The organism is Kutzneria viridogrisea DSM 43870 (assembly GCF_000525635.1).
GTDB classification, from domain to species: domain Bacteria; phylum Actinomycetota; class Actinomycetes; order Mycobacteriales; family Pseudonocardiaceae; genus Kutzneria; species Kutzneria viridogrisea.
In genome coordinates this window covers 8205679-8229956 of the sequence record NZ_CP007155.1, presented here as the reverse complement: position 1 = coordinate 8229956, position 24278 = coordinate 8205679, and the positions used below count along the sequence as shown (strand labels likewise).

Here is a 24278-nt window from a genome sequence, read left to right as displayed (position 1 = left end):
GTCGTCCCCCCGATATGGGTACATCGTTCCCTTGATGGGAACAATGTACCCACTAGGTACTGTGTGCGCCATGTCCGAGGAGTTCACGCTGGTCTGGAGGCGACTTGCCGATCAGCGCAGGCGTCAGCGGCCCGCGCTCAGCATCGATCAGATCGTTCGAACGGCGATTCAGATCGCGGACGCTGAGGGCGTGCAGGCCCTGACCATGCGGCGGGTCGCGACCGACCTCGGATCCGGAACAACCTCGCTGTACCGGTACGTCACCGGCAAGGACGAGTTGCTCGAGCTGATGGTCGATGCCGTGCACGGCGAGTTGGAGGTGCCCGAGCAGCCGTCCGAGGACTGGCGTGTGGACCTCGCGCTGATCGCGCACCGGCAGCGGGCGATGGCCCTGAGGCATCCGTGGTTCGCAACCGAAGTGGGCAGCAGACCGCCGATCGGGCCGCAAGCCCTGCGGTGGATCGAGTTCGCGCTCACCGCTGCCGGCGGGGTCAGCCGGGACATCACTGTGGCTTCGGCTCTGCTGGGTGCTGTGAACAACTACGTGCTCGGCGCGGCCGTCAACGAGTTGTCCGAGCAGGAGGCGCAGCGCCGGACTGGGCTCACCGAGGACCAGTGGCGTGCTGTGGTCGCTCCCTACATCCGCGAGGTGGTCATCGAGAGCGGTGACTTCCCCGAGGCCACGCGTCGGATCATCGACGCGGTCGACCTCAACCACGATGAGCAGTTCGAGATCGGTCTCCAGTGCCTGCTCGACGGGATCGCTGCTCGCGTCACCGGAGCATGACGGAGTGCCCGGTCTCGTGGACCGGGCACTCCACCACGGTTGGTCAGGCGGCGACCGAGGCGTTGGCCACCGCGGGCTCCAGCGCCAGGTCGAGGGCCTCGCGGACGTCACTCACCAGGTGAACGGTGAGCTGCTCGCGCACTGACTCGGGCACGTCGTCGAGATCGGGCTCGTTCCGCTTGGGCAGCAGGACCGTCGTGATGCCCGCGCGGTGCGCGGCGAGCAGCTTCTGCTTGACCCCACCGATCGGCAGCACGCGCCCGGTCAGCGACACCTCACCGGTCATCGCGACATCCGACCGCACCGGGCGGCCCGACAGCAGGGAGGCCAACGCGGTCGTCATCGTGACGCCAGCGCTGGGCCCGTCCTTGGGCACGGCGCCCGCAGGCACGTGGACGTGGACGCCACGCTCCTTGAGGTCGCCGACCGGCAGTTCGAGTTCGGCACCGTGCGAGCGCAGGTAGGACAGCGCGATGTGCGCGGATTCCTTCATCACGTCACCGAGCTGACCTGTCAACGCCACCCCGTTCGCACCCGTCTCGGGGTCGGCCAGCGAAGCCTCCACGAACAGCACGTCGCCACCCGCACCGGTGACCGCCAACCCGGTGGCCACTCCTGGCACGCTCGTCCGCTCCGCCGACTCAGGCGTGTGCCTGGGCCTGCCAAGGTAGTTGGTCAGATCAGCTTCGGAGATCGACACGGGCAGCGCCGTGTCATCCAGTGCCACCTTCGCGGTGACCTTGCGCAGCACCCGGGCGATCGAACGCTCCAGATCGCGCACCCCGGCCTCACGGGTGTACTCGCCGGCGATCCTGCGCAGTGCTTCCTCGTTGACCAAGACCTCGTCACTGGACAGTCCTGCCCGCTCCAGCTGGCGCGGCAACAGGTGATCACGAGCGATGGTGACCTTCTCGTCCTCGGTGTAGCCGTCCAGCCGCACCAGTTCCATGCGGTCCAGCAGCGGTCCGGGGATCGACTCCAGCACGTTGGCCGTCGCCAGGAACAACACGTCCGACAGGTCGAGCTCGACCTCCAGGTAGTGGTCGCGGAACGTGTGGTTCTGCGCCGGGTCGAGCACCTCCAGCAGGGCGGCGGTCGGGTCTCCCCGGTAGTCCGAGCCGACCTTGTCCACCTCGTCGAGCAGGACCACCGGGTTCATCGAGCCGGCTTCCTTGATCGCCCGCACGATCCGGCCCGGCAGCGCGCCCACGTAGGTGCGCCGGTGGCCGCGGATCTCGGCCTCGTCCCGCACGCCGCCGAGAGCGACCCGGACGAAGTCCCTGCCCATCGCCCTGGCGACCGACTCGCCCAGCGATGTCTTGCCCACACCAGGCGGGCCGACCAGCGCGAGCACCGCACCGCTGCGACGCCCGCCGACCACGCCCAGGCCCTTGTCGGCCCGGCGACGGCGCACCGCCAAGTACTCGATGATCCGGTCCTTGACGTCAACCAGCCCCGCGTGGTCGGCGTCGAGCACCGCACGTGCCCCAGCGATGTCGTAGGAGTCCTCGGTGCGGACGTTCCACGGGATCTCCAGCACCGTGTCGAGCCACGTCCTGATCCAGCTCACCTCGGGTGACTGCTCGGACGTGCGCTCCAGCTTGTCCACCTCGGTCAGCGCGGCAGTCCTGACGTGCTCCGGCAGGTCCGCTGCCTCGACCCGAGCCCGGTAGTCCTGCTCCTCGGAGGCCGGCTTGCCGTCCAGCTCCGCGAGCTCCTTGCGGATCGCCGACAACTGCTGGCGCAGCAGGAACTCCCGCTGCTGCTTCTCCATGCCTTCCTGGACGTCCTTGCGGATCGTCTCGGCCACGTCCAACTCGGCCAGGTGCTCGCGGCCCCAGGTCAGCAGCTTCTCCAGCCGGGCGGCTACGTCGACCGTCTCCAGCAGCCAGAGCTTCTGCTCGTCGCTGAGGTACGAGGCGTAACCGGCCAGGTCGGCCAGCGCCGACGGTTCGGTCACTCCCTGCACCGAATCGACGACCTGCCACGCTCCGCGCTGTTGCAGGATCGTCGTCACCAGGGAGCGGTACTCCTTGGCCAGCTCGCGGGTCCGCTCGTCGAGCGCGGGCTCGTCCTGGACCTCTGCCTGCACCCACAGCGCCGCACCAGGTCCGGTGGTACCGGTACCGATGCGCACCCGGGCGGTTCCACGCACGACCGCAGCGCGTTCACCACCGGGAAGCCTGCCGATCTGGGTGATCACCCCGAGGGTGCCCACCGCGCCGTACTTGCCCTCCAGCCGGGGAACCAGGAGCACCCGTGGCTGGTTCGCTCCGGTCTCCGATGCCTGAGCGGCCTCGACCGCCGCGCGGACCTCGGCGTCCGCGAGCTTGACCGGCACGACCATGCCGGGCAGCACGACGACGTCGTCCAGCGGGAGCACCGGAAGCGCCAGTGTTTCGCTCACGTCTTCCACCCTTCACAAAGGTTGAGTCACTACGGCTCAACCATCTGGAGCGGGCTTGTGTTCCCGTGCCCTGTTCGCCCACAGCGAGCACGCCTTCGTGACCTTCTCGGTGTGGACACCACGGCTGCCGACCAGGAGGATTAACACGATCGGGTGAATTCTTTGGTGAGGGCTGAGGGGGCGATCGCATGCACCGCCCCAGGTGGGTACCTGCTGATGTCGACCTGGACCGGCCCAACGCGGCGCGGATCTTCGACTACTTCCTGGGTGGGGCACACAACTTCGCGGTGGACCGACGGGCGGCCAAGGATGCGCTGAGTGGGATGCCGGAGGTCGCTGCCGCGATGCGGGCCAGCCGGTCGTTCCTACGCCGTGCGGTGACGCACCTCGCGGACGCGGGCGTCGACCAATTCCTCGACCTGGGCTCCGGCATTCCGACCGTCGGCAACGTCCACGAGATCGTGCACCGGATCAACCCCGGCGCACGGGTCGTGTACGTGGACAACGACCCGGTCGCGGTGGCGCACAGTCGCACGATCCTGGGAGACAACCCGCTGGCTTGTGCCATCCGTGCTGACGTGCGGCAAGTCGACACGATCCTGGGCAGTCCAGAGGTTGAGCGCATGCTCGACCTGGAACGTCCGATTGGGTTGATCATGGTCGGGGTGCTGCACTTCCTGCCCGACGAGGACGACCCGGTTGCGCTTGTCGACCGCTACCGCCGTGCGTTGGCGCAGGGCAGTTACCTGGCGCTGTCCCACGCTACTGCCGACTTCGTCGCTGACCACGACGCAGCGCAGCTGCGCGCGCTTGGCGAGCTCTACCGTCAAACGCTCACGCCGGTCCACCCGCGGACGGTCGAGGAGATCGCCAAGCTCTTCGCGGGGTTTGACCTGGTCGAGCCTGGAATCGTGCCGGTGAGGCAGTGGCATTCCGAGTGGGTGGAGCGCAACGAGGGGACGATCCACCTCGCCTACGGCGGCGTCGCTCGACGACCGTGACCGCTCCTCACGGGGGTGGGGCTTCGCCTTGGCGATCTTGAACAAGTCTTGACGTGAGCGCCTGTGGATGACTCAATGGTGCGCCAATGGACTGGTTCTGATCCATTTGGAGGCGCCGATGTCCGGCATGTCCGACGACGAGAAGCGGCTGCACGAGCTCGGGTACACCCAGGAACTGCAGCGCTCGATGTCGGCGTTCTCGAACTTCGCCCTGTCGTTTACGATCATCTCGGTGCTCTCCGGCTGCCTCACGCTGTACGGCAACGGCATGAACACCGGCGGCCCGATGCTGATCACGCTTGGCTGGCCGCTCGTTGGGGCGATGACGTTGTTCGTCGGACTCGCGATGGCCGAGGTCTGCTCCAGCTACCCGACCGCTGGCGGCCTGTACTACTGGGCCGCCAAGCTTGCGCCGAGCCGCCCAGCTGCCTGGTCGTGGTTCACGGGTTGGTTCAACTTCCTCGGCCAGGTGGCTGTCACCGCGTCGGTCGACTTCGGTGCGGCCTCGTTCATCAACGCCCTGCTCGACCTGCAGTTCGGCTTTGCCGCATCGCCTCCGCACACCATCTTGATCTTCGGATGCGTGCTGCTCCTGCACGGCCTGCTCAACACGATCGGCGTCAAGTTGGTCGCCCTGCTGAACTCGGTCAGCGTCTGGTGGCACATCCTCGGCGTGCTCGTCATCGTCGGTGCCCTGGCGCTGCTCCCCGAGCACCACCAGTCGGCAGGGTTCGTTTTCGGGCACTTCGTGAACAACACCGGCTGGTCCTCGTCCCTCTACGTGGGACTGCTCGGGCTCCTGATGGCCCAGTACACGTTCACCGGCTATGACGCCTCCGCGCACATGACCGAGGAGACGCACGACGCCGCCAGGTCCGGCCCGAAGGGGATCGTGATGGCCATCCTGGTCTCGCTGGTGGCCGGTTGGGTGCTGCTGATCGGAATCACCTTCGCGATCCAGGACTACTCCGGTGAGGTGGGGACGGCCACCGGAGTGCCGCCTGCGCAGATCTTCATCGATGCCATCGGTCTGACCGGCGGGAAGCTGCTCCTGCTCGTGGCCATTGGTGCGCAGCTGTTCTGTGGCATGTCCTCGGTGACCGCGAACTCCCGCATGATCTACGCGTTCTCGCGTGACGGCGCGCTGCCGGGGGCACGGATCTGGCATCGGATCAATCCCAGGACCAAGACGCCGACCAACGCCGTCTGGCTGGCGGCCGGTGGTGCGTTCGTGCTTGGGCTGCCGTACCTGTGGAACAACACGGCCTACGGCGCGGTCACCTCGATCGCGGTCATCGGATTGTACATCGCATACGTTGTGCCGACCTTCCTGCGGCTTCGGCAGGGCAAGCGATTCGAACGCGGTCCATGGCACCTCGGGCGCTTCAGCGTCCTGGTCGGCAGCGTCGCTGTGGCGTGGGTGGTGTTCATCTCGATCCTGTTCATGCTCCCGACCGTGAGTCCGATCACTGTGCAGAGCTTCAACTACACGCCGATCGCCGTGCTGGTGGTGCTCGGGTTCGCGGGAATCTGGTGGTTGGTGTCCGCGCGCAAGTGGTTCACCGGGCCGAAGGTGCAGGGCAGTCCGGAGGAGTTGGCCGCAATCGAGCGCGAACTCGACTCCCTGGCCTGACTACGATGAGCCGACCAGACGGCGGTGGACGCGAGGAACCCGGTGCGAGTCCGGGGCGGTCGCGCCACTGTGATCGACCCACGCGGGTCGGCAGCCAGAGACTCGACCACCGGCCGTGACGTCTCTACCCGGGGCGCGGGACCCCGAGGAGGGTACGGCTGATGACTTCGCGCGTCCTGCTGCTGTCCACCGCCGACACTGATCTGCTTGCCGCCAAGGCGTCCGGAGCCAACTACCAGGTGGCCAATCCAGCTCGGCTGGAACTGGACGAGTTGCCGCCGCTGCTCGAAGGCGCTGATCTCGTGGTCGTGCGGCTGCTCGGTGGTCTCCGAGCCTGGGAGGAGGGGGTGGGCGTCCTGCTCGCCTCGAACCTGCCCGTGGTCTGCCTCGGCGGCGAGGCGACACCCGATGCTGAGCTGATGGCCCTGTCCACTGTGCCGGCCGGAGTCGCGACGCAAGCGCTTGCGTACCTCGTGGAGGGCGGCCCTTCCAACCTTCGTGAGCTGGCGGGGTTCCTGTCTGACACCGTTCTGCTGACCGGTGAAGGGTTCGAAGCACCGACCGCGATGCCGGTGTACGGCGTGCACGGCGAACGGAAGACCGAAGCCGGTCGGCCGACCGTCGCTGTCGTGTTCTACCGAGCGCACGCGCTCGCGGGGAACACCGCGTTCATTGACACCTTGGCCGATGCCATCGAGGCAGCGGGTGCGAACGCCCTGCCGGTGTTCTGCGGTTCGCTTCGTGGGCTGAGTGACACCGAGTCCGCTGGCCTGCTGGCAGTGCTGGGACGGTGCGATGCGATCGTGGCAACGGTTCTCGCCGCAGGCGGGGCGGTAGCGGCGGACGCGGCCGCAGGCGGGGACGAGGATGCCTGGGATGCGGGCGCGCTGGCCTCGCTGGACGTTCCCGTGCTTCAGGGGCTGTGCTTGACCTCCTCGCGTGCGGCGTGGGCGTCGTCGGATGCGGCACTGTCGCCGATGGACGCTGCGATGCAGGTGGCGATCCCGGAGTTCGACGGCAGGCTGATCGGAGTTCCCTTCTCGTTCAAAGAGAATGGTCCCGACGGCATTCCGGTCTATGTCGCCGACCCGGAGCGTGCTGCCCGCGTGGCAGGTTCCGCGGCGGCCATGGCCAGGCTGCGGCACGTGCCCAATGCGGACAAGCGCGTGTCGATCGTGCTGTCCTCCTACCCGACCAAGCACTCGCGCGTTGGTAACGCGGTCGGCCTCGACACCCCGGCGTCTGCGGTGATCCTGTTGCGGCAGATGGCCGAACACGGCTACGACCTGGGCGGACTCGATGTGTCCGAACTGGACGGCGACACGCTGATCCACCAGTTGATCGCAGCTGGTGGACATGATGTCGACTGGCTGACCGAGGAACAGATGGCCACGGCGGCGATCCGCGTCCCGGCCAGCACCTATGCGGCGTGGTTCGGTGCACTTCCGGAGTCGATCCGCGAGTCTGTTGCCGAGCACTGGGGCGAGGCACCCGGGCAGCTGTACGTGACCGACGACGAGATCTACGCAGCTTCGCTGCGATTCGGCAACGTGATCCTGATGATCCAGCCGCCCCGTGGCTTCGGCGAGAACCCGGTCGCGATCTACCACGATCCTGATCTGCCGCCTTCGCACCAGTACCTCGCGGCTTACCGCTGGCTCGAGCACGAGTTCGGTGCGCACGCTGTGGTCCACCTCGGCAAGCACGGGACGCTTGAGTGGCTCCCAGGCAAGGGGCTTGGGCTTTCCGCGGAGTGCGCTCCGGATGCCGTGCTCGGCAACCTTCCTCTGGTCTACCCGTTCATCGTGAACGATCCCGGTGAGGGCACGCAGGCCAAGCGCAGGGCACACGCCACAGTGGTGGACCACATGATCCCACCCATGGCTCGCGCCGACACCTACGGCGACATGGCCAAGCTTGAACAGTTGCTCGACGAGTACGCCACCGTGCAGGCGCTGGACCCGTCCAAACTGAGCACGGTCCGGGGGCAGATCTGGGAACTGGTCACCAGCGCGAAGCTCCACCACGACCTGCACACTGAGGACCAGCCCGACGAAGACGCGTTCGACGACTTCGTCATGCACATCGACGGCTATCTGTGCGAGATCAAGGACGTACAGATCCGGGATGGGCTGCACCTGCTCGGCCGAGCGCCGCAGGGCGAGGAACTCGTCAACGACGTGCTCGCCATCCTGCGTGCCCGCCAGGTCTTCGGCGGAACGGTCGGTGCAGTTGCCGGACTGCGTGCGGCGTTGGCCGGCCACTTCGGCCTTGACGAGGACGTGTTGCTCGCTGACCCAGGCCTGCGGGTCGATGACTCTGGTCGACTGACAGAGCTCGTCGAAGGCCCTTCCAGCACTGGCGCCGATGTCATCGATCTGCTCGAACAGCTCGCGCGCACGCTGGTTAGTGCTGTACACGCACGAGACTGGGATCGGTCGCAGGTACAGGCGGTCGTCGCCGAGGTTCTCGGCGCGGAGGTCACGGGCGTCGTCGATGTCCTCGCCTTCGCCTGTGACGAACTCGTGCCCAGGCTGGCGAGGACCACCGACGAGGTTCGCAATGTCCTGCGTGCCCTGGACGGTCGGTTCATCGAACCGGGTCCTTCGGGCGCCCCAACTCGCGGCCTGGTGTCGGTTCTGCCGACGGGCAGGAACTTCTACTCCGTCGACCCGAAGGCGATCCCGTCGCGCAACGCCTTCGACGTTGGTGCGGCATTGGCGGATTCGCTGCTGGCAAAGCACTTTGCTGACACTGGGGAGTGGCCTCGCAGCGTGGGGCTCACCGTGTGGGGCACCTCCGCGATGCGGACTCAGGGGGATGACATCGCCGAGTTGCTGTGGCTGCTCGGCTGCCGGCCGATCTGGGATGCCGCCTCCCGTAGGGTGACCGGCTTCGAGGTCGTACCGGTCGGAGAACTCGGTCGGCCGCGTATCGACGTGGTCGTGCGCATCTCGGGCTTCTTCCGCGATGCCTTCCCGCACGTGGTGGCCGTCCTGGACGACGCAATCGAGGCCGTCGCGCATCTCGACGAGTCGGATGAGGACAACTACGTCGCAGCTCACTATCGCCGGGATCTCGCTGAGCACGGCGACTCTCGTCGTGCCACCACCCGGATCTTCGGGTCGCGTCCGGGCGCGTACGGGGCAGGTCTACTGCCCCTGATCGACTCGCGGAATTGGCGCGACGACGCCGACCTTGCCGAGGTCTACGCCACTTGGGGCGGTTACGCCTACGGTCGGGACCTGAACGGGGTCGAAGCCCGCGCTGACATGGAATCGGCGTACCGCAGGATCCAGGTCGCGGCGAAGAACGTCGACACTCGCGAACACGACATCGCGGATTCGGACGACTACTTCCAGTACCACGGTGGCATGGTTGCCATGGTCCGGGCGCTGACGGGGGACAACCCAGCCGCCTACGTCGGTGACTCGGCCGTGCCGCACGCGGTGCGGACCAGGACGCTCAGCGAGGAGACCCGCCGCGTCTTCAGAGCCAGGGTGGTCAATCCGAAGTGGATTTCCGCGATGCGCAGGCACGGCTACAAGGGTGCCTTCGAACTGGCAGCCACTGTGGACTACCTGTTCGGCTTCGATGCCACGGCAGGCGTGGTCGACGACTGGATGTACGCCCAGCTGGCCGAGTCCTACGTGTTCGACAAGGAAGTCCAGGACTTCATGCGCAAGTCGAACCCATGGGCATTGCGCGGAGTGACCGAACGCCTGCTCGAGGCCGCCGATCGGGGCCTTTGGGGTGAACCTGACGCGAACACCCTTGACCAACTGCGAGCTGTCTACCTCGAACTGGAAGGCCAGTTGGAGGATTGACCCCAGTACGGTGAACTAGCGGGCGTTCCGGCGCTGATCGTCCTTTAATGACAGGTAGTGGGTTCGGGTTCATCCGCAGGGTGAACCCGAACCGGCTCGGCGCCGTACTTGTGGTCGTCGTGGAAGGGATCCACCTGCGTGGTGCCCGCCAGAACAGGCGGTCGTCAAGGGGGGAGACAGGCCATGCGGATCGAGATGGTGGTGCTGACCACCGTTGCGGTCGCTGCCCTGTCGCTTGCCTGGTGGCTCACCTCGCCGAGGTTCATCGGCTGGCTCGTCGCTCGTCGTCTCCGCAAGTTGCGCACAGCCGCTCGATCGCTCTACCCGATGCTGACCGTGGTCGTCGACCCGTCCGAGGGCATTGTGGTGGTCAACAGGGCGGAGCCCTCGCCGCTGCCGACTCAGCGGTGCGCCGAGAGCCCGCCGGGTGAGGCGGTCGCACCGCCGGTGGCGCCCCTTCCTCGGGACTAGTGTCCTGCGCCGGAAATCCGCCTACAAAATCGGGCGAGTGACTCGAGGATCTCTTCGGCGGTCTTGGTCCAGATGAACGGCCGTGGATGGGTGTTCCAGTCAGCGATCCAGACGCGGATGTCCTTCTCCAGCGCTTGGACGCTGCGGTGGGTACCTCGGGTGATCTTCTGGTCGCTGAGAAAGCCGAACCAGCGTTCGACCTGGTTGATCCACGATGATCCGGTCGGGGTGAAGTGCATGCGGAACCTGGGGTGCTTGGCCAGCCAGGCCTTGATCGCCGGGGTCTTGTGAGTGCCGTAGTTGTCACAGACCAGGTGGACGGCCAGCTCCGCCGGGACCGTCTTGTCGATCGTGATGAGGAACTTCTTGAACTCGGCGGCCCGGTGCTGACGATGCAACTCGGCGATCACCGTGCCATCGGCGACGTCGAACGCGGCGAACAGGCTGGTGATGCCATTGCGGGCGTAGTCATGTGTGCGCCGCTCAGGCATACCCGGCATCATCGGCAGCACCGGCTGGGAGCGGTCCAGTGCCTGGATCTGACTCTTCTCGTCCACGCACAGCACCACCGCCCGCTCGGGCGGATTGTGGTACAGGCCAACGACATCGACGACCTTCTCCACGAACAATGGATCGGTCGAGAGCTTGAAGGTCTCGGCACGGTGGGGTTTGAGCCCGAAATCGCGCCAGATCCGGCCGATGGTCGACTTGCTCAGCCCGGACTTCTCCGCCATCGACGCCCGAGACCAGTGTGTGGCGTTGCGCGGGGTCTCCTCCAGAGTCGCCACGATCACCTCTTCGACCTGGTCCACCGTGATCGACGGCGGACGGCCCGGCCGTTCCTCATCGACCAGGCCCTCCAGCCGATGCTGGAGAAATCGCCTGCGCCACTTGGTCACCGTCGACGGGTGAACCCGAAGATCCTCGGCGATCTGCTTGCCTGGCAGGCCGTCCGCGCACGCCAGCACAATCCTGCACCGCTGTGCCAGCACCTGCGACGACTTCGCCCGCCGCGCCCACCGTTCCAGCGTTACCCGCTCCTGCTCGGTCAACGTCACCTCAGCAGGAGGACGTCCAATCCGCGCCATCAACCCAGACTAGACTTATGTGGCGGATTTCCGGCGCACGACACTAGTGTGCTGAGTCGTTAGTCGTTAGTTCGCCGGTAGGCGCAGGGCGCGGTATGCCGAGCCTGAAGCTGGAACCGGTGGTCCTGGCCGCTGAGGAACGCCGGGTGCTGGCGGCCTGGAGTCGCCGCCGCACACGGTGCAGGCGTAGGTGATGCGGGCGCGGATCGTGTTGCGCTGCGTCGAGGGGGCACGATGGGACAGGCCGCCGCAGATCTGGGCGTGTCGCGGGAGATGGTCTGCAAGTGGCTGCCCCGGTTCCTGACCGGCCGGCTGGAGGGCCTGTCGGACGAGCCTCGCCCGGGGCGGCTGCGGCTGATCACCAAAACCTTGGAGGAGACTTCAGGGGCAGGACACGCACTGGCCGCCCCGGGTGATGGCGCAGTCGGCGGGCCTGTCGCAGTCGGCGGTATCGCGGATCTGGCGGGCGTTCGGGCTCACGCCGCACGCGGTCAAGACCTGGAAGCTGTTAACCGATCCCCAGTTCGTGGGCAAGGGGTCCATCCAGATGCGGGCGATCGATGCCGACCGCGCCGATCCTGCCGCTGATGCCGACCACGCTGGCGCGGATGACCCACGACTACGCCCGGCACGGCACCACCAGCCTGTTCGCCGCCGTCGACATCTCCAGCGGGTCGGTGATCGACGCCGCGGTCCCGAGAGATCTGGACCTGCGCCTGCTGCTGGACAACCACGCCACGCACAAGACGCCCACGGTCACGCGGTGGCGCATCCGCCATCCACGGTTCCACCCGCACTCCACCCCGACCAGCAGTTCCTGGCTCAACCTGGTCGAGCGCTGGTTCGCCGAGTTGACTGCCCGCACGCTGCGCCGCTCTGCCCACTGCGTCGCCACCGTGCTCGAAGCCGGCGTCCGACGCTGGATCAACGAATGGAATACGGACCCCAGGCCGTTCGTGTGGACCACGACCACAGACCAGATTCTCGACACCCTCACCGCATACTGCGGCCGAATTAATGACTCACGACACTAGCTGAGGGAGTTTCACTTCTAGGACCGTGTCGTGACGGTCTACTTCCCCGGATAATCAATTCGAGTGACACGTACTTAACTCTTTCGGGGTAGTCGCCTTGTGTGGTTGATCTTCGGGTGTGTGCGAGGTGATCGACTGGAACCGGCTCAAACCTCGCTGGCCAGGCAGTTTCCTTGATCATGGCGGAATTTGTGACACCTTGTTGAAGTTTGCCTGCTCTTTTGTGACTATGGACCGGAGGAGTGATGAGTCATGAAAAAACTGAAAGATCTTGTGAGTGCAGTCGACGTGCTCGCGATGCAAGCAGCAGCGTCCCGGTCTGATGCGGACCTGGAGGAAATGATTCAGGTCTGCGCTCGGCAGTCGACCAGGCTGCAAGCGCTCGTTGCCGAACATGTTGCGGTCATGGCGGACAGACAGGCGGGCGATGCCTCTGGGAGTCGTGAACCGGCCGAGTTTCTCAAGAAGAAGTGCCACTACTCGGGACGGGAGGCGGCGGCGCTGTCCCGCGACGCGCAGGTGCTGAAGCAGTCCCTCCCAGTGACCAGGGAAGCGCTGAAGCGGGGTGAGGTCACCTGGTCTCATGCCAGGGCTGTAGTGCGTGCTGTTGATCAACTCGGCGTCGAGGAAGTTGCTGATCGCGAAGCACACTGGATCGGTGAGGTTGCCGCGCAACGCGGGCCGGAGCGACTTCAGCGCCTGATCCGGGCGAGGGTCTACGAGTCCGCGCCGGGGGCGACTGTTGATTGTGCTGACCGGCGCCGACGTACTCGTGAGTTGAAGTTGATTTTGCGAGACAACGCGGGCTACGACGTGAGGGGCTACCTGTCGCTGGAGGAGGGCGTGCTGATCAAACAGATCACCGCAGTCTCTGGCGCCACGGAGTTGGACGCTGTCATGTCGGTGCTCGGCCATTGGCTGCACGGTGACCAAGGCCCGATTCGAGCTCCCGGCGGACCGAGATTGAGGCTTGCCGCAGATGAAGTGGCGGCAGTGCCGCAAGAAGAGGGAGGCCGAAGAGGGCAGGCTGCCGGCGCCGAGTACAGCCGTCGGCCCCAGCCAGCTGCCTGTGTGTGATGGCTCTTGTTGCGGGAGGAGGTCAAGGTCGTCGATGGACGTTACCTGCTCACTCAGCACGTGAGGAGACGGTGAACGATCTATCCGTCCAACTTCGAGCCGAGCCGCATTGCGCTGTTTAAACAATCAAGAGCAGAGCCTTGGCGACTCGCGTCGACCGTGTCGACAGAGCCGTTCCAACGCAGGCCGAACTGGTGGTGCAAGTTGCTGTTCGCGTACCAGATCGCGTTGGCGTTGCGCGTGGCGAACTGGAGATAATCTGATGAGGGGGCGATCTGGTTCAGGCTGACCAGACTGCGGACGAAGATTCCCTTGAACTGAGTCTGATCGACATTGCACATCGGTTCGCACGGCTCGTGCAAGATGCCGCTCTTGTCGGTGAGGGACGACATGGCAGACTTGGCGATTCTGGTTGCGGAATCGATGTAGTCGTGTTGTCCGGTAAGCTTGTACAGGTCTGTGAGGCCGTCGACGATCACGCCCTGGTTGTAGCTCCAGATCGTGCCGGCGTTGTTGCGGCAGTTCGAGCTCAAGCCGTCGTTCACGAGGTTGCGGTCGTTGATCATCCCGCTGGAGTGGAACCAGTTCCAGTCGAGTTCCGCCCAGGTGCGGTAGTTGGCCGAAGCTGCGCCCTGCGTGCGCAAGGCCAGTTTGGCCGCGAGCGAGATGAACAGCTCGTTCGGGATCGCGTTCTTGTAATCGCGGGACTTCGACCACCAGATTCCGCCACCGCAGGTGCGGTCCCATCCGCTGGCGATGTCGGTGAACAGCGATTCAGCGAGCACTAGATAGCGGTGTTCGTGGGTGATGTCATACGCCTGAACCCAGGTGAGTGCCCACCATCCCTCATCGTCGTAGAAGTCGTTCTGGAAGGAGGTGTCGATCTTTGCGTCGTAGGTTGTGGCTGCGTGCTCCATGCCCCGTGTGTCCCCAAGCAGTTTCGAGGACACCAACTGGGCTTGTAGTTCGTTCGCGGCGTTCCACCAGTTTGTCGTCTCGTAGACGCCTGTTTTGGGGACGTACCACGCATCGAGTGCGGCAGCTCCAGCCGAGATCCAGCTGCGGAGCGGCCCGCGGTCAGGTGCTGCGCCAGTGGTTGCTGTCGTCGATGCGACGACAGCAACCACACAGCAGAAGATCAGTGCCAGGCGCGAGACCACGTGGTCGATACTCCCAGATCAAGATCGGAAGCTGGCGGCCACCTTGAGGAAGCTGTCGTTGCCCTCGGTTTCACCGATCGAGATTCGGGCGCCTTCGCCAGGGAACGGTCGAACCATCACCCCAGCCTGCTGCGCAGCGGCGGCGAACTCGTCCGTACGGTCGCCGAGCCGCAGCCACACGAAGTTGCCCTCTGAGGCAGGCACATTCCAGCCCTGGTCGCGGAGCGCGTCCAGGACCCTGCCGCGCTCCTTGGTCAGCGCCTCGACTCGTTCGAGCAATTCGTGCTCGGCACGCAGGGAGGCAATGGCAGCGTCCTGAGCGATCTGGCTGACACCGAACGGAACAGCGGTCTTGCGTAGGGCGGCAGCCACGGGCGCAGGAGCCACGGCGAAGCCGACTCGCAGTCCGGCCAGTCCGTATGCCTTGGAGAAGGTACGCAAGATCGCTACATTCGATCGGTGGCGATAGATGTCCAGCCCATCGGGCACTTCGGCGTCACGTACGAATTCTCGGTACGCCTCATCGATCAGTACGAGGACTCGGGAGGGTACCTGGTCCAGGAATCGTTCCAACTCGGCGCGCTGGATCTGGGTGCCGGTCGGGTTGTTCGGGTTGCACAGGATCACCAGCTTGGTCCGCTCGGTGATGGCTGCGGCCATGGCGTCCAAGTCGTGGTGCTCGTCGGCGGTCAGCGGAACCTGGACCGACCTGGCGCCAACGGCCTTGACGATGATCGGGTACGCCTCGAATGACCGCCAGGCGTAGACGACCTCGTCCCCGTCGTCGCAGGTGGCCTGAACCACCTGCTGGATGACGCCGACACCGCCGGTACCAGTGGCGATGTGTTCGGCGGGCACACCGAAGCGTTCGCCGATGGCAGCGATGAGCTGAGTGCACGCCATGTCGGGGTACCGGTTGAATCCGCTTGCCGCGTTCGACAGGGCTGCCAGCACGCTGGGCAGCGGGGGGTTGGGGTTCTCGTTGGAGGACAGCTTGAACGCAGGTGCTCCGTCCGCGCCAACGGCGGGCTTGCCGGGTTTGTACGCGGGGAGGTCCGCCAACGCGGATCGGAGCCTCGGTCCAGCGTCAGTGCTCGCCTCAACGGGCTGGTTCCCGGCCGCGGTCATCGCATCCTCCTCAAGAAGTCCCGAACGCGGTCACTCTACGAGCCTGTCCGGTGAAGCTGGCCGAAAGCGGGACAAATGAACCTCCGACCAGGGGCAGGCCCGAACAACGTCCCGTGGTCATGCGGTGGCCAGCTCGTACAGCCTCGCGATGTCCTCGTCGAAGTACGTGCTGTAGGACACATCAGCGGTGTCGCCGCCGCCGTCGTGACCGCCGATCACCCCGATGACAGTGCCCAGCCCGCTTGTGGCATCACGGTTGGTGACCCAAGGGCTGCCGCTGGTGCCGTCTGTGTAGCCGGGGCAACTGAACCGCATCTGGTAGCTGCTGAACCTCACGGCACTCTCACGACAGCTGAGCTGCCTGTCCGACTCGTCCGGATAGCCGCTGACCTGCACGTCTGTGGGCAGTTGGTGGTTGGCGCCGAACAGGTTGGCCCCGGTGACGTCTTCCACCTGGCGACTGCCACCCACCTCCCGGACGGTCATGAAGCCGACATCGAGGTCTGGATCCGAGGAGTTGAGCCAGCCCTGCGCGACGACCATCCGCACGGGCTCCCACACTCCGAATGGCGCCTGCCCGTCGTGGTAACCGGGCACGAACGTGATCTTCGTGTTGTAGCGGCCGCCAGCCCCGTCGTGCAGGCAGTGCGCGGCCGTCACAACGAGGTTGCCCGCCGGGCTGTGCACCACGCTGCCGCTACAGAAGTGGCTGTTGTCCCCGTTGGCGTCCACGGAGAACAACGCGCCGACCACGGGGTTCAGGCCGTTCGGAACAGCAGCCGGCACGGAGGTGGGGGACACAGTGCGGGAGGCGTCCCACTGGTCGGCGGACTCGTTCGCCTCAGCCTCGGACACCTGGTGCACGCCCTGACTCGGATCGGTACCGCCAGCGGCGTCGGAGACCAGGAAGAAGCTGCCAGCAAGCACAGTCACAGCGGTCACAGCGGACATGGCAGTCCGTCGACTCGTGCTCACCACGACCCCACACCACCACATCGGACCTGGCCGCGCATCAGCGGGCCATCACCTCTCGACAGTGTCCAGCCAGTTGTCGATCTCGGTGAGGGCCCGGCTGCGAACCGGTTCCGAGGACAGGAACAGGTCGTGCATGCCGTCCTCGACGCCCACCACGGTGACCTGGCTGCCGATGCTGGGCGCCCACCGAACCATGTGCTCGACGTCCAGCACGGTGTCGGCCAGCATCGCGCCGGGCGACCACTGCTTCGACTTGAGTAGGCTCTTGGCAGCGTGCAGCACAAGCACCGGCACGCGCACGTCGAGACCACGGTGCAGTTTGGCGTGCTGGCGTCGAACTGTGCGCAGCCACCCAGCACGCACGGGAAAGCCTTCCACCGGCTTCCAGTTCGTGTTGAAGTCCCACTCCCCGTGGTGCTCGTGGTGCAGGCTCACGCCGTAGACGTGGTCCATCTCGTGCTGGACCACCGCTGACGGCCGAAGGCCACCGAGCAGGTCGACCGCCTTCGTGCCGACCGTGCGGAGGAACCAGTTCTCGGCGAGGTCCAGCCACGGGCTGTTGAGCACGAGGGCGTCCAGCACACCATCGGCGCGACGCTCATGCGCCCACATGACGCCGATCAGACCGCCCGTGGAATGCCCCAGCAGGGTGAGCCGGTCATGCCCGTGCTCCTCGCGGATGATCCGGACCGCGGCGTCGATCTCCTCGAAGTGGTAGCTCAGGTCGGTGACGAAGTTCGGCACCTGGCCATCACGCAGCGAACGGCCGTAGCCGCGCAGGTCGACGGCGTAGAAGTCGTAGCCAAGGGCGGCAAAGTGTTCCGCGACGTGGCGCTGGAAGAAGTAGTCGGTGAATCCGTGCACGTAGAGCACTGCGCCCCGGGCGGCTTGCGCGCAGCGGTGCACCACGAGGGTCGCGACGTTCTCACCGCCAGGGCCCGCGCCAACGGGAAGGGCGCCGAGTGGCAGGGGCAGCGAGTCGAAACCATCACCGAGCACGTCACGTTCCACGCCGCACAGTATCAACGCCGACCAGGTGGGAAGCGTGTGTGACGTGCCGGACGGGGCGACGCACGCGTGGTGCGCGCGTCGCCCGCAGCCGGTCAGGCTGCCCGCACCTCAAGCGGCAGCTTGTTCACGCCGACCATCGTCCAAGGACTGCGGTACTCGACCGGGACGTCGTCAGCGATCGAGATGTCCTTGTACCGGTCCAGCAGGATCTGCAGCGCGATCTTCGCCTCCAGCCTGGCTAGCGGCGCACCCAGACAGAAGTGCACGCCGTGCCCGAAGGTCAGATGGGGGTTCGGCTTGCGGTGCATGTCGAACCGGTTCGGTTCGGCGAAGACACGCTCATCCCGGTTGGCGGCCGTCAGCCACGGGATGACCACCTGGCCAGCTGGGATCACCGCGCCGCCGATCTCGACCTCGGACTTGGTGATGCGGGCCAGGCGGGGGAACGGGGTGCGCAGCCGCAGCACTTCCTCGATCGCCGCGGGTAGCGCAGCCCCGTCCGTACGTAGCTCCGCCACGACTTCGGGCTGCTCGTCGAAGCAGACCACGCTGTTGCCGAGCGTCGCGGTCGTGGTGATGTGCCCGGCCAGCAGGAGCAGCCCGACGAAGCCGACGATCTCCTCGTCCTCCAGTCGCTCGCCGTCCACCTCCGCCTGGACCAGCTTGCTGGTGAGGTCCTCGCCGGGCCTGGCTCGGCGAGACCGGATGTAGTCGAGGAAGTAGCTGTTCATCTCGCGCATCGTCGGCGCGATCGTGTCGAGTGCTTCCTCGTTGACCCGGATCACCGACTGCTCCGGATCGACCTGCCTGCTCAACAGGGTGTCCGCCCAGGTGCGGAACATCGCCTGATCGGAGGTGGGCACACCGAGCAGATCCGCGATCACGATCACCGGCAGCGGGTAGGCGAGTTCGTCGATCAGGTCGAACCGGCCGCCGTCCCGCACGCCGTCCAGCAGTTGCTCAGTCAGCTCGGTGATCCTCGGCGCCAGTCCGGCGACGACCTTCGGCGTGAACGCCTGGCTCACCAGCGTGCGCAGCTTCCGGTGCTGCGGGGCATCCATGCCCACGAAGTTGCCACGCTGGAACAGCTTGAAGTCCTCCTGCTGCGGTTGCAGTGCGGACAGGTCCGAGGAGAACGTCGCGGGGTCCGAAAGCACCCTGCTGACCTCGGGGTGCCCGAGCACCTGCCAGCACTCCTGTTTCTCGTTGTAGGTGACCTGCCCCCGCGCGCGCTCCGCTTCCAACCAGGTGAGTAGGTCGTTGAGGTTGTCGTGCGCCATGGCCATGTCAGATCAGTCCCCCTTGGGTGGTGTGCCGTGCATACCGGCGACCATGACCAGGCGCAGTTGTTCGAACAGCGCGATGATCTTGGATGCCAGTGCGCGCAGCAGGTCAGGATCGGGTGTGCCCGCAACCTCGACGCAGTTGCGGATCACTGTCGCGAGGGCGTCGGCCCTGCTCTCCAGGTCCAGTTCGTGCTTGCCCGCCATCATGGGATCGACCAGGTAGAACCCGGTCTGGATGGCACCGAGGGCGTACTGCTGCGCGGGGATGTCCAGATCGGTGCGCACGAGTCCGTGCTCGCGCAGCAGCCCATAGAGCTCACCGGTCAGGTCCAGCTTCATCTCCGTCAGCCGGGCGATCGAGGTCTCGTGGGCAAGTGCGCCCAGCACATCGGAGTCCCGGCTGAACATCGCGCGCAGCAGCGGTCGTCCCATCACACCGAGATAGACCCGGCGGGCCTGGCGGTGTGGCAGCAACTCGGCGGGATCCGCCTGTATCGCGGCGATCATCTGGTCGAACAGGCCGAGTGAGTCGCGGATCAGGACTGCGAGGAACAACGCCTCGCGAGTCTTGAAGTGCAGGTAGACCGTGCCCTTGCCGATTCCGGCGAGTTTGGCCACCTCGTCGATGGTGACCCGGCGGTAGCCCCAGCGCAGCACCAGTTCCGCTGCCGCGTCCAGGATCCGCTCACCGCGTTCCAGGTACCTCGACTCGCTCATGCCCGACGCTCTCCCAACTTCGACTCGTGACCATATTTGATAATTGGTCATCGGTCATGAGTCAAGGTAGACCTGGGGTGCGGGTGCGTCAACGGACTTTCGGGTGTCACACGCGTGTGTGGCTCTGCTTGTGCGTGCGAGCCAGGTTCAGTTGCGTTGACGCCATGGTGATGGGAGCCGCAGTTCGGCTTGGACTGTTCGTGACGGCGTTGGTCGTGGCCACTGCGGGGATCGCCGCCGCTCAGCCGAGCGTCGTGGGCGGTGAGCGCGTGAGCCTCGCTGAACGGCCCTGGGTCGTCTACCTGACCGACTCGTCCGGTTTCCAGTACTGCGGTGGCGCGCTCGTTGCGTCGGACAAGGTCGTCACGGCTGGGCACTGCGCGGTCGACCGCCTGCCGGAGGACGTCCGGGTGGTCGTGGGCAGGGAGGACAAACTCAGCGCCTCAGGGCAGAGCGTGCCGGTCGACCAGATCTGGTTGCACCCGGGCTACCGGCGTGATCCCGCTGCCGGTGCCGATGTCGCGGTGCTCACGCTCACGCGCCCGGTTCGCGCCAGGCCGGTTCCGATCAGCGCCGACAGGGACAGGGGTGCGCCGGGCAGGGTTGCCACCGTGCTCGGATGGGGCCGGACCAGTGAGACCGGGCCGGTGTCCGAGTTCCTGATGGGCGCTCAGGTGCCGATCGCCTCGGACGACCAGTGCCGGCGTGCTTATGCCGAGTACGACTCGAGGGTGATGCTGTGCGCCGGCTACAAGGCGGGCGGGGTGGACACGTGCCAAGGCGACTCGGGTGGCCCGTTGGTGGTCGACGGCGAACTCGTCGGCATCACCTCGTTCGGCGAGGGCTGCGCTCGTGCGGGCAAGTACGGCGTTTACACCCGGGTGGCGAGCTATGCGCCGCTGATCCAGGCTCAGTTGGGGCCATGACCGGAACGGTCTACACCGATCGACCCTTGTGCGCTGAGTGACCATTCTGTTGCTCTGTGTTTGCCCTAGTTGGGTATACCCCGTTTGGGGTTTATGAGAGGAGATCGCCATGGCGGTATCCCTGCCCCGCCTGCGTTCGCTCATCGGAGCGCTCGCGGTCGCCGCGCTGGTCCCGATGGCTGGCGTCAGCGTCGCGGCAGCCGACCAGCCCAGCCCCTCCGGCGTCCTGCACCCGAACATCGTCGGCGGTACGAAGGCCAGTACCTCGACCTACCCGTTCGTGGTCTTCCTGACTGACAGCACCGGTTTCCAGTTCTGCGGTGGCACGCTGGTCAAGCCGAACAAGGTGGTCACGGCGGCGCACTGCACCGTCGGTGAGTCCGCGGCCAACATCCGCGTTGTCGCCGGTCGCGACGACAAGCAGAGCACCGCCGGCACTGTCTCGAAGGTCAGCAAGATCTGGATCCACCCGAGTTACCAGGACGCCACCAAGGGCAGCGACGTGTCGGTGCTGACCCTGTCGACCAGCCTGACCCAGTTCACGCCGTTGCCGCTGGCTGCCACCACTGACACCGCGCTGTACAAGGAGGGCACCGCCGCGACCATCCTCGGCTGGGGTGACACCACCGAGGGCGGGTCGGCCTCTCGGTACCTGCTCAAGGCGACAGTGCCGCTGACCAGCGACGCCACCTGCAAGAAGGCGTACGGCGAGTACAGTTCCACCGCGATGGTCTGTGCCGGATACCCGCAGGGTGGCACGGACACCTGCCAGGGCGACTCCGGCGGTCCGCTCGTCGCCGGCAACAAGCTGATCGGCATCACCTCGTGGGGCCAGGGCTGCGCCGAGGCCGGTTATCCAGGCGTCTACACCCGGGTCGCCACCTACAGTTCGCTGATCACCCAGCAGCTCGGCTAGTCATGTCCAGTGCTCGTCCGCCGCTCCTGGTTCCCGGCGGACGAGCACCTGTTCAGCTCAGCACCAGGCCGATCGAGATCGACAGGAAGGCCGCTGCCGAGACGGCGTCCAGGGTGTTGCTCACGGCGGGGCGCTTGAGCTTGCCGGACACGCGTGCGGCGGCGAGCACGATCATGCCCTCCCAGCACAGCGCCATCACCATGAAGCAGGCGGCGAGCAGACCGAGCTGCGCGACCTTGTCACCCGATCCGATGAACTGCGGCAGGAACGCCAGCGAGAACAGAAGCATCTTCGGGTTGGCGATGCTGGACAGGAAGCCCTGTCGGAACGGGTGCTTCACCACGGGCCGGTCGGTGGGCTCACCCTGCTGGCGGGCCGGTTGCCGCACCAGGTCGCGGACGATCGTCAGAGCGAGGAACGCCAGGTAGGCGGCACCGAGCCAGCGCAGCACGGTCAGTGCAGGTGGGAAGCTCGCCAGGGTGACGCCCAGCCCGAGCACCACTGCTCCGAGTTGGACCGCGCTCGCCGTCTGGACTCCCGCTAGCGCGAGCACTCCGGCCTTGGTCCCGGCCCGCACCGAGGTGCGTAGCAGCAGGAACACGTCCATGCCCGGGGTCAGGATGACCACGGCGCTTGCGAGCAGGAAGGCAGGGAGGATCGAGAAGTCGAAGATCATGAGGTGCTCCGATCCAACCGGGGCGTCGCCGAATAAACGCCCGCTTCTCGCCGGTCAGGCGAGCTTTCTTTCGCTTTGATGCGATCCTAACGGGAAGATCTTCGGTTTTGACACGATCGGGTGTGTGATCTGTGCGCCAGCGGACACGGTGCTGTCGATCGGTTACGGTTCGTGGTCTCCACCGTTGTCCCTCAGGAGAGCTGGCTGTGCCTTCCTCGACTTCTTCTGCCGCGCGCAGGTCCTCGGTCGTTGTCCGACGCTCCGTGCTGGCGCTGGGGGCACTGCTGCTCTGCGCGGGCGGCGTGGTCGCGGGTGTGTCGCAGTCCGCTGACGCGCAGCCGCGGATCGTCGGCGGCAACGAGGCCAGTACGACCACGAGCCCGTGGGTCGTCGCGCTCACCACCGACTCAGGCGAGTTTTTCTGCGGCGGCACCCTGGTGCAGTCGAACAAGGTGGTCACGGCGGCGCACTGCGTCACGCAGCAGAGCGCGACCGGGGGCCTCATGAAGAAGCGCCCTGGCTCGCTGCGCGTGGTTGCCGGTCGCACCGACCTCCGCGGGGCGGACGGTGTCGACGCGCGTGTCAGTTCGGTCTGGTACGACCCGGCGTTCCGCGATGTGAGCAGCGGCGCCGACGTCGCCGTGCTCACGCTGACCCGTCCGCTGCTGTACCGCACGCTGCCCCTCGTCGCGGCCGGTGACCAGCGGCCCTACGCCGCGGGCACCAAGGCGACCGTGCTGGGGTGGGGCCGCACCGGTGAGAACGAGCCAGCCTCGCCCACGCTGCAGTCCGTGGTCGTGCCGGTGATGGCCGACGCCGAGTGCTCGCGCGACGCGGCCGAGTTCGCAGCCGGGTCGATGGTGTGCGCCGGGTATCCTGAGGGCGGTCGCGATGCGTGCGCCGGTGACTCCGGTGGACCGATGGTGGTCGACGGGCGGCTGGTCGGCATCGTGTCTTGGGGTGATGGGTGCGCCCGCGCGGGCAAGCCCGGGTTCTACACGCGGTTGAGCCAGTACAGCGCCGAAGTCGTCGCCCAGTTGCGGTCGTGATATTCAGGCGTGGTGACCTTCCACGCCACCTTGCGCCGTGAGTGGGCTGCTGACCTGACCGCCAGCCAGCTCTACGACCTGTTGCGACTCCGGGTCGATGTGTTCGTCGTCGAGCAGACGTGCCCCTACCCGGAGCTCGACGGGCACGATCTTGAACCGGCCACCAGGCACTTCTGGCTGGAGGTCGAGGGTCGGGTCCTGGCCACCCTGCGACTGCTCGAGGACGCCGAGAACTCGTTCCGGATCGGCAGGGTCTGCACAGCTGCGGATGCGCGCGGCAACGGATTGTCAGGGCGCCTGCTGGAAGCGGCCCTGGCCGAGGTCGGCTCGGCCCAGTGCGTGCTGGATGCGCAGACCCAGGTGGCGGGCTTCTACGCCTCGCACGGGTTCGTGCCCGAAGGCGACGAGTTCCTGGAGGACGGCATCCCGCACATCACCATGCGCCGCGCTGCTGTGCTCAGTCCTTGAGCCAGGCGAGGACGGTCCCCATGCCGACCTGCCAGTGCCGCACGAGCGAGTGAGCCGCCCTGGCCATGTCTCCGTCCTCGATCGCGTCCAGGACCTCGCGGTGCTGCTGGTCGGCGTCCTCGCGACTGCCGACGCGGCGCATGTACTCCAGCTCGTAGCGCGACAGGTTCGTGCGCAGCTTGGCGACAAGCTCGATCAGGCTGGTGTTGCCCGAGCTGGCGACGAGCTGCTCATGGAACCGGGTATCGGCCTGCCAGCGGTGTACCGGTTCCTGTTCCTCGGTGATCTGGTCTGCCAGTTCGCGCAGCTGGACGAGGTCGAACTGGCCCGGTGAGGAGGTGGTCAGCGCGAGCCCCTCGAGAGTCGCGAGGATCGGGTAGAGCTCGGCGGCCTCCCGGTGCAGCAACGGCTTGACGACGAATCCCTTGGCCAGCGCCGACCTGAGCACACCGTCCGCCTCCAGGCGCAACAGCGCTTCGCGGACCGGCGTGCGCGACACGGCGAGTTCCTTGGCCAGGGACGCCTCGGTCACGGCCTTGCCAGGGGCGAGCTCGCCGCCGGCGATCAACGCGACGATCCGGCTGTAGACCGCCTCACGCAGGGGCTCTGGCCGAGTGATGGGACCCGTCATGGTGTTCATC

The 24278-nt window shown here is 66.3% G+C and carries 21 protein-coding genes, 1 pseudogene and 1 riboswitch; of the genes and pseudogenes, 12 read left to right on the top strand and 10 right to left on the bottom strand.

Annotation, left to right across the window (positions count from 1 at the left end; genetic code table 11):
• The first annotated feature begins 70 nt into the window (after window positions 1-70).
• Window positions 71-787 carry a TetR/AcrR family transcriptional regulator C-terminal domain-containing protein gene (locus KALB_RS35665; protein WP_030107807.1) on the top strand — a complete coding sequence of 239 codons (717 nt, stop codon included), beginning with the start codon at window positions 71-73 and terminating at the stop codon, window positions 785-787.
• A 43-nt stretch (window positions 788-830) separates the two neighbouring features.
• Here KALB_RS35665 and lon read toward each other — a convergent pair whose 3' ends face one another.
• Entirely contained in the window at window positions 831-3194 is a 2364-nt protein-coding gene (gene lon / locus KALB_RS35660; protein WP_025360459.1) for an endopeptidase La, read from the bottom strand.
• Window positions 3195-3382: 188 nt separating this feature from the next.
• Here lon and KALB_RS35655 point away from each other — a divergent pair, with 188 nt between their 5' ends.
• The 4 genes from KALB_RS35655 to KALB_RS35640 all read left to right on the top strand — a co-directional run bounded on the left by KALB_RS35655 (window position 3383) and on the right by KALB_RS35640 (window position 10126).
• Window positions 3383-4195 carry an SAM-dependent methyltransferase gene (locus KALB_RS35655; RefSeq protein ID WP_025360458.1) on the top strand — a complete coding sequence of 271 codons (813 nt, stop codon included), beginning with the start codon at window positions 3383-3385 and terminating at the stop codon, window positions 4193-4195.
• Window positions 4196-4322: 127 nt separating this feature from the next.
• Window positions 4323-5828 carry an amino acid permease gene (locus tag KALB_RS35650; RefSeq protein ID WP_025360457.1) on the top strand — a complete coding sequence of 502 codons (1506 nt, stop codon included), beginning with the start codon at window positions 4323-4325 and terminating at the stop codon, window positions 5826-5828.
• 32 nt (window positions 5829-5860) lie between these two features.
• Window positions 5861-5932: riboswitch (cobalamin riboswitch) on the top strand.
• A gap of 57 nt (window positions 5933-5989) precedes the next feature.
• Window positions 5990-9655, top strand: a complete 3666-nt coding sequence (gene cobN / locus KALB_RS35645) for a cobaltochelatase subunit CobN (RefSeq protein WP_025360456.1) — start codon at window positions 5990-5992, stop codon at window positions 9653-9655.
• A 183-nt stretch (window positions 9656-9838) separates the two neighbouring features.
• Window positions 9839-10126 (top strand): hypothetical protein, encoded by a 288-nt coding sequence (locus KALB_RS35640; RefSeq protein WP_025360455.1) that lies wholly within the window; start codon window positions 9839-9841, stop codon window positions 10124-10126.
• On the opposite strand, the gene KALB_RS35635 is transcribed toward KALB_RS35640, so the two are convergent.
• On the bottom strand, window positions 10123-11214 hold the full coding sequence (locus tag KALB_RS35635; protein WP_025353938.1) for an IS630 family transposase: 1092 nt from the start codon (window positions 11212-11214) through the stop codon (window positions 10123-10125). The genes KALB_RS35640 and KALB_RS35635 overlap by 4 nt on opposite strands.
• Before the next feature lie 234 nt (window positions 11215-11448).
• Here KALB_RS35635 and KALB_RS50345 point away from each other — a divergent pair, with 234 nt between their 5' ends.
• The 3 genes and pseudogenes from KALB_RS50345 to KALB_RS35625 all read left to right on the top strand — a co-directional run bounded on the left by KALB_RS50345 (window position 11449) and on the right by KALB_RS35625 (window position 13325).
• A complete protein-coding gene (locus KALB_RS50345; RefSeq protein ID WP_420811814.1) occupies window positions 11449-11802 on the top strand; it encodes a helix-turn-helix domain-containing protein in 354 nt (117 codons plus the stop codon).
• Window positions 11781-12248 (top strand): annotated as a pseudogene (locus KALB_RS50340) (transposase); the annotation flags it as partial. The gene KALB_RS50345 and the pseudogene KALB_RS50340, both read left to right, overlap by 22 nt.
• A 252-nt stretch (window positions 12249-12500) precedes the next feature.
• Window positions 12501-13325, top strand: coding sequence for a DUF222 domain-containing protein (locus KALB_RS35625; RefSeq protein ID WP_081789690.1), 825 nt, complete (start codon window positions 12501-12503; stop codon window positions 13323-13325).
• A gap of 80 nt (window positions 13326-13405) precedes the next feature.
• On the opposite strand, the gene KALB_RS35620 is transcribed toward KALB_RS35625, so the two are convergent.
• The 6 genes from KALB_RS35620 to KALB_RS35595 form a co-directional block, all read right to left on the bottom strand.
• Window positions 13406-14485, bottom strand: coding sequence for a glycoside hydrolase family 76 protein (locus tag KALB_RS35620; RefSeq protein ID WP_158510872.1), 1080 nt, complete (start codon window positions 14483-14485; stop codon window positions 13406-13408).
• Between the two features lie 18 nt (window positions 14486-14503).
• Window positions 14504-15613 (bottom strand): histidinol-phosphate transaminase, encoded by a 1110-nt coding sequence (hisC, locus tag KALB_RS35615; protein ID WP_025360452.1) that lies wholly within the window; start codon window positions 15611-15613, stop codon window positions 14504-14506.
• 117 nt (window positions 15614-15730) lie between these two features.
• Window positions 15731-16564: a trypsin-like serine peptidase gene (locus KALB_RS35610; protein ID WP_025360451.1), complete on the bottom strand. Its 834-nt coding sequence runs from the start codon at window positions 16562-16564 to the stop codon at window positions 15731-15733.
• Between the two features lie 72 nt (window positions 16565-16636).
• Complete coding sequence (locus KALB_RS35605) at window positions 16637-17599, bottom strand: alpha/beta hydrolase (RefSeq protein WP_148309784.1); 963 nt, start codon at window positions 17597-17599, stop codon at window positions 16637-16639.
• A gap of 92 nt (window positions 17600-17691) precedes the next feature.
• Window positions 17692-18885, bottom strand: a complete 1194-nt coding sequence (locus tag KALB_RS35600) for a cytochrome P450 (protein WP_025360449.1) — start codon at window positions 18883-18885, stop codon at window positions 17692-17694.
• Between the two features lie 6 nt (window positions 18886-18891).
• Entirely contained in the window at window positions 18892-19602 is a 711-nt protein-coding gene (locus tag KALB_RS35595; RefSeq protein WP_025360448.1) for a TetR/AcrR family transcriptional regulator, read from the bottom strand.
• 200 nt (window positions 19603-19802) lie between these two features.
• Between KALB_RS35595 and KALB_RS35590 the strand changes: the two genes are divergently transcribed.
• Both KALB_RS35590 and KALB_RS35585 read left to right on the top strand, forming a co-directional pair.
• Window positions 19803-20528, top strand: a complete 726-nt coding sequence (locus KALB_RS35590; RefSeq protein ID WP_236650093.1) for a S1 family peptidase — start codon at window positions 19803-19805, stop codon at window positions 20526-20528.
• A gap of 109 nt (window positions 20529-20637) precedes the next feature.
• A complete protein-coding gene (locus tag KALB_RS35585; RefSeq protein WP_025360446.1) occupies window positions 20638-21444 on the top strand; it encodes a S1 family peptidase in 807 nt (268 codons plus the stop codon).
• A 52-nt stretch (window positions 21445-21496) separates the two neighbouring features.
• Here the strand turns inward: KALB_RS35585 and KALB_RS35580 are convergent, their stop codons facing one another.
• Window positions 21497-22120, bottom strand: coding sequence for a LysE family translocator (locus KALB_RS35580; RefSeq protein ID WP_025360445.1), 624 nt, complete (start codon window positions 22118-22120; stop codon window positions 21497-21499).
• A 206-nt stretch (window positions 22121-22326) separates the two neighbouring features.
• Here KALB_RS35580 and KALB_RS35575 point away from each other — a divergent pair, with 206 nt between their 5' ends.
• Window positions 22327-23169: a S1 family peptidase gene (locus tag KALB_RS35575; RefSeq protein WP_236650092.1), complete on the top strand. Its 843-nt coding sequence runs from the start codon at window positions 22327-22329 to the stop codon at window positions 23167-23169.
• Window positions 23170-23181: 12 nt separating this feature from the next.
• On the top strand, window positions 23182-23637 hold the full coding sequence (locus KALB_RS35570; RefSeq protein WP_025360443.1) for a GNAT family N-acetyltransferase: 456 nt from the start codon (window positions 23182-23184) through the stop codon (window positions 23635-23637).
• Here KALB_RS35570 and KALB_RS35565 read toward each other — a convergent pair.
• A complete protein-coding gene (locus KALB_RS35565) occupies window positions 23627-24268 on the bottom strand; it encodes a GntR family transcriptional regulator (protein ID WP_201771860.1) in 642 nt (213 codons plus the stop codon). The two genes, KALB_RS35570 and KALB_RS35565, sit on opposite strands and share 11 nt — an antisense overlap.
• Between the last annotated feature and the right edge of the window lie 10 nt (window positions 24269-24278).

Excerpts from the sequence above, each read along its gene's own strand:
- KALB_RS35665 (WP_030107807.1), top strand. The coding sequence starts at position 71 with ATGTCCGAGGAGTTCACGCTGGTCTGGAGGCGACTTGCCGATCAGCGC.
- KALB_RS35655 (WP_025360458.1), top strand. The coding sequence starts at position 3,383 with ATGCACCGCCCCAGGTGGGTACCTGCTGATGTCGACCTGGACCGGCCC.
- KALB_RS35650 (WP_025360457.1), top strand. The coding sequence starts at position 4,323 with ATGTCCGACGACGAGAAGCGGCTGCACGAGCTCGGGTACACCCAGGAA.
- cobN (WP_025360456.1), top strand. The coding sequence starts at position 5,990 with ATGACTTCGCGCGTCCTGCTGCTGTCCACCGCCGACACTGATCTGCTT.
- KALB_RS35640 (WP_025360455.1), top strand. The coding sequence starts at position 9,839 with ATGCGGATCGAGATGGTGGTGCTGACCACCGTTGCGGTCGCTGCCCTG.
- KALB_RS35635 (WP_025353938.1), bottom strand. The coding sequence starts at position 11,214 with ATGGCGCGGATTGGACGTCCTCCTGCTGAGGTGACGTTGACCGAGCAG.
- KALB_RS50345 (WP_420811814.1), top strand. The coding sequence starts at position 11,449 with ATGGGACAGGCCGCCGCAGATCTGGGCGTGTCGCGGGAGATGGTCTGC.
- KALB_RS35625 (WP_081789690.1), top strand. The coding sequence starts at position 12,501 with ATGAAAAAACTGAAAGATCTTGTGAGTGCAGTCGACGTGCTCGCGATG.
- hisC (WP_025360452.1), bottom strand. The coding sequence starts at position 15,613 with ATGACCGCGGCCGGGAACCAGCCCGTTGAGGCGAGCACTGACGCTGGA.
- KALB_RS35610 (WP_025360451.1), bottom strand. The coding sequence starts at position 16,564 with ATGTCCGCTGTGACCGCTGTGACTGTGCTTGCTGGCAGCTTCTTCCTG.
- KALB_RS35600 (WP_025360449.1), bottom strand. The coding sequence starts at position 18,885 with ATGGCCATGGCGCACGACAACCTCAACGACCTACTCACCTGGTTGGAA.
- KALB_RS35595 (WP_025360448.1), bottom strand. The coding sequence starts at position 19,602 with ATGAGCGAGTCGAGGTACCTGGAACGCGGTGAGCGGATCCTGGACGCG.
- KALB_RS35585 (WP_025360446.1), top strand. The coding sequence starts at position 20,638 with ATGGCGGTATCCCTGCCCCGCCTGCGTTCGCTCATCGGAGCGCTCGCG.
- KALB_RS35580 (WP_025360445.1), bottom strand. The coding sequence starts at position 22,120 with ATGATCTTCGACTTCTCGATCCTCCCTGCCTTCCTGCTCGCAAGCGCC.
- KALB_RS35565 (WP_201771860.1), bottom strand. The coding sequence starts at position 24,268 with ATGACGGGTCCCATCACTCGGCCAGAGCCCCTGCGTGAGGCGGTCTAC.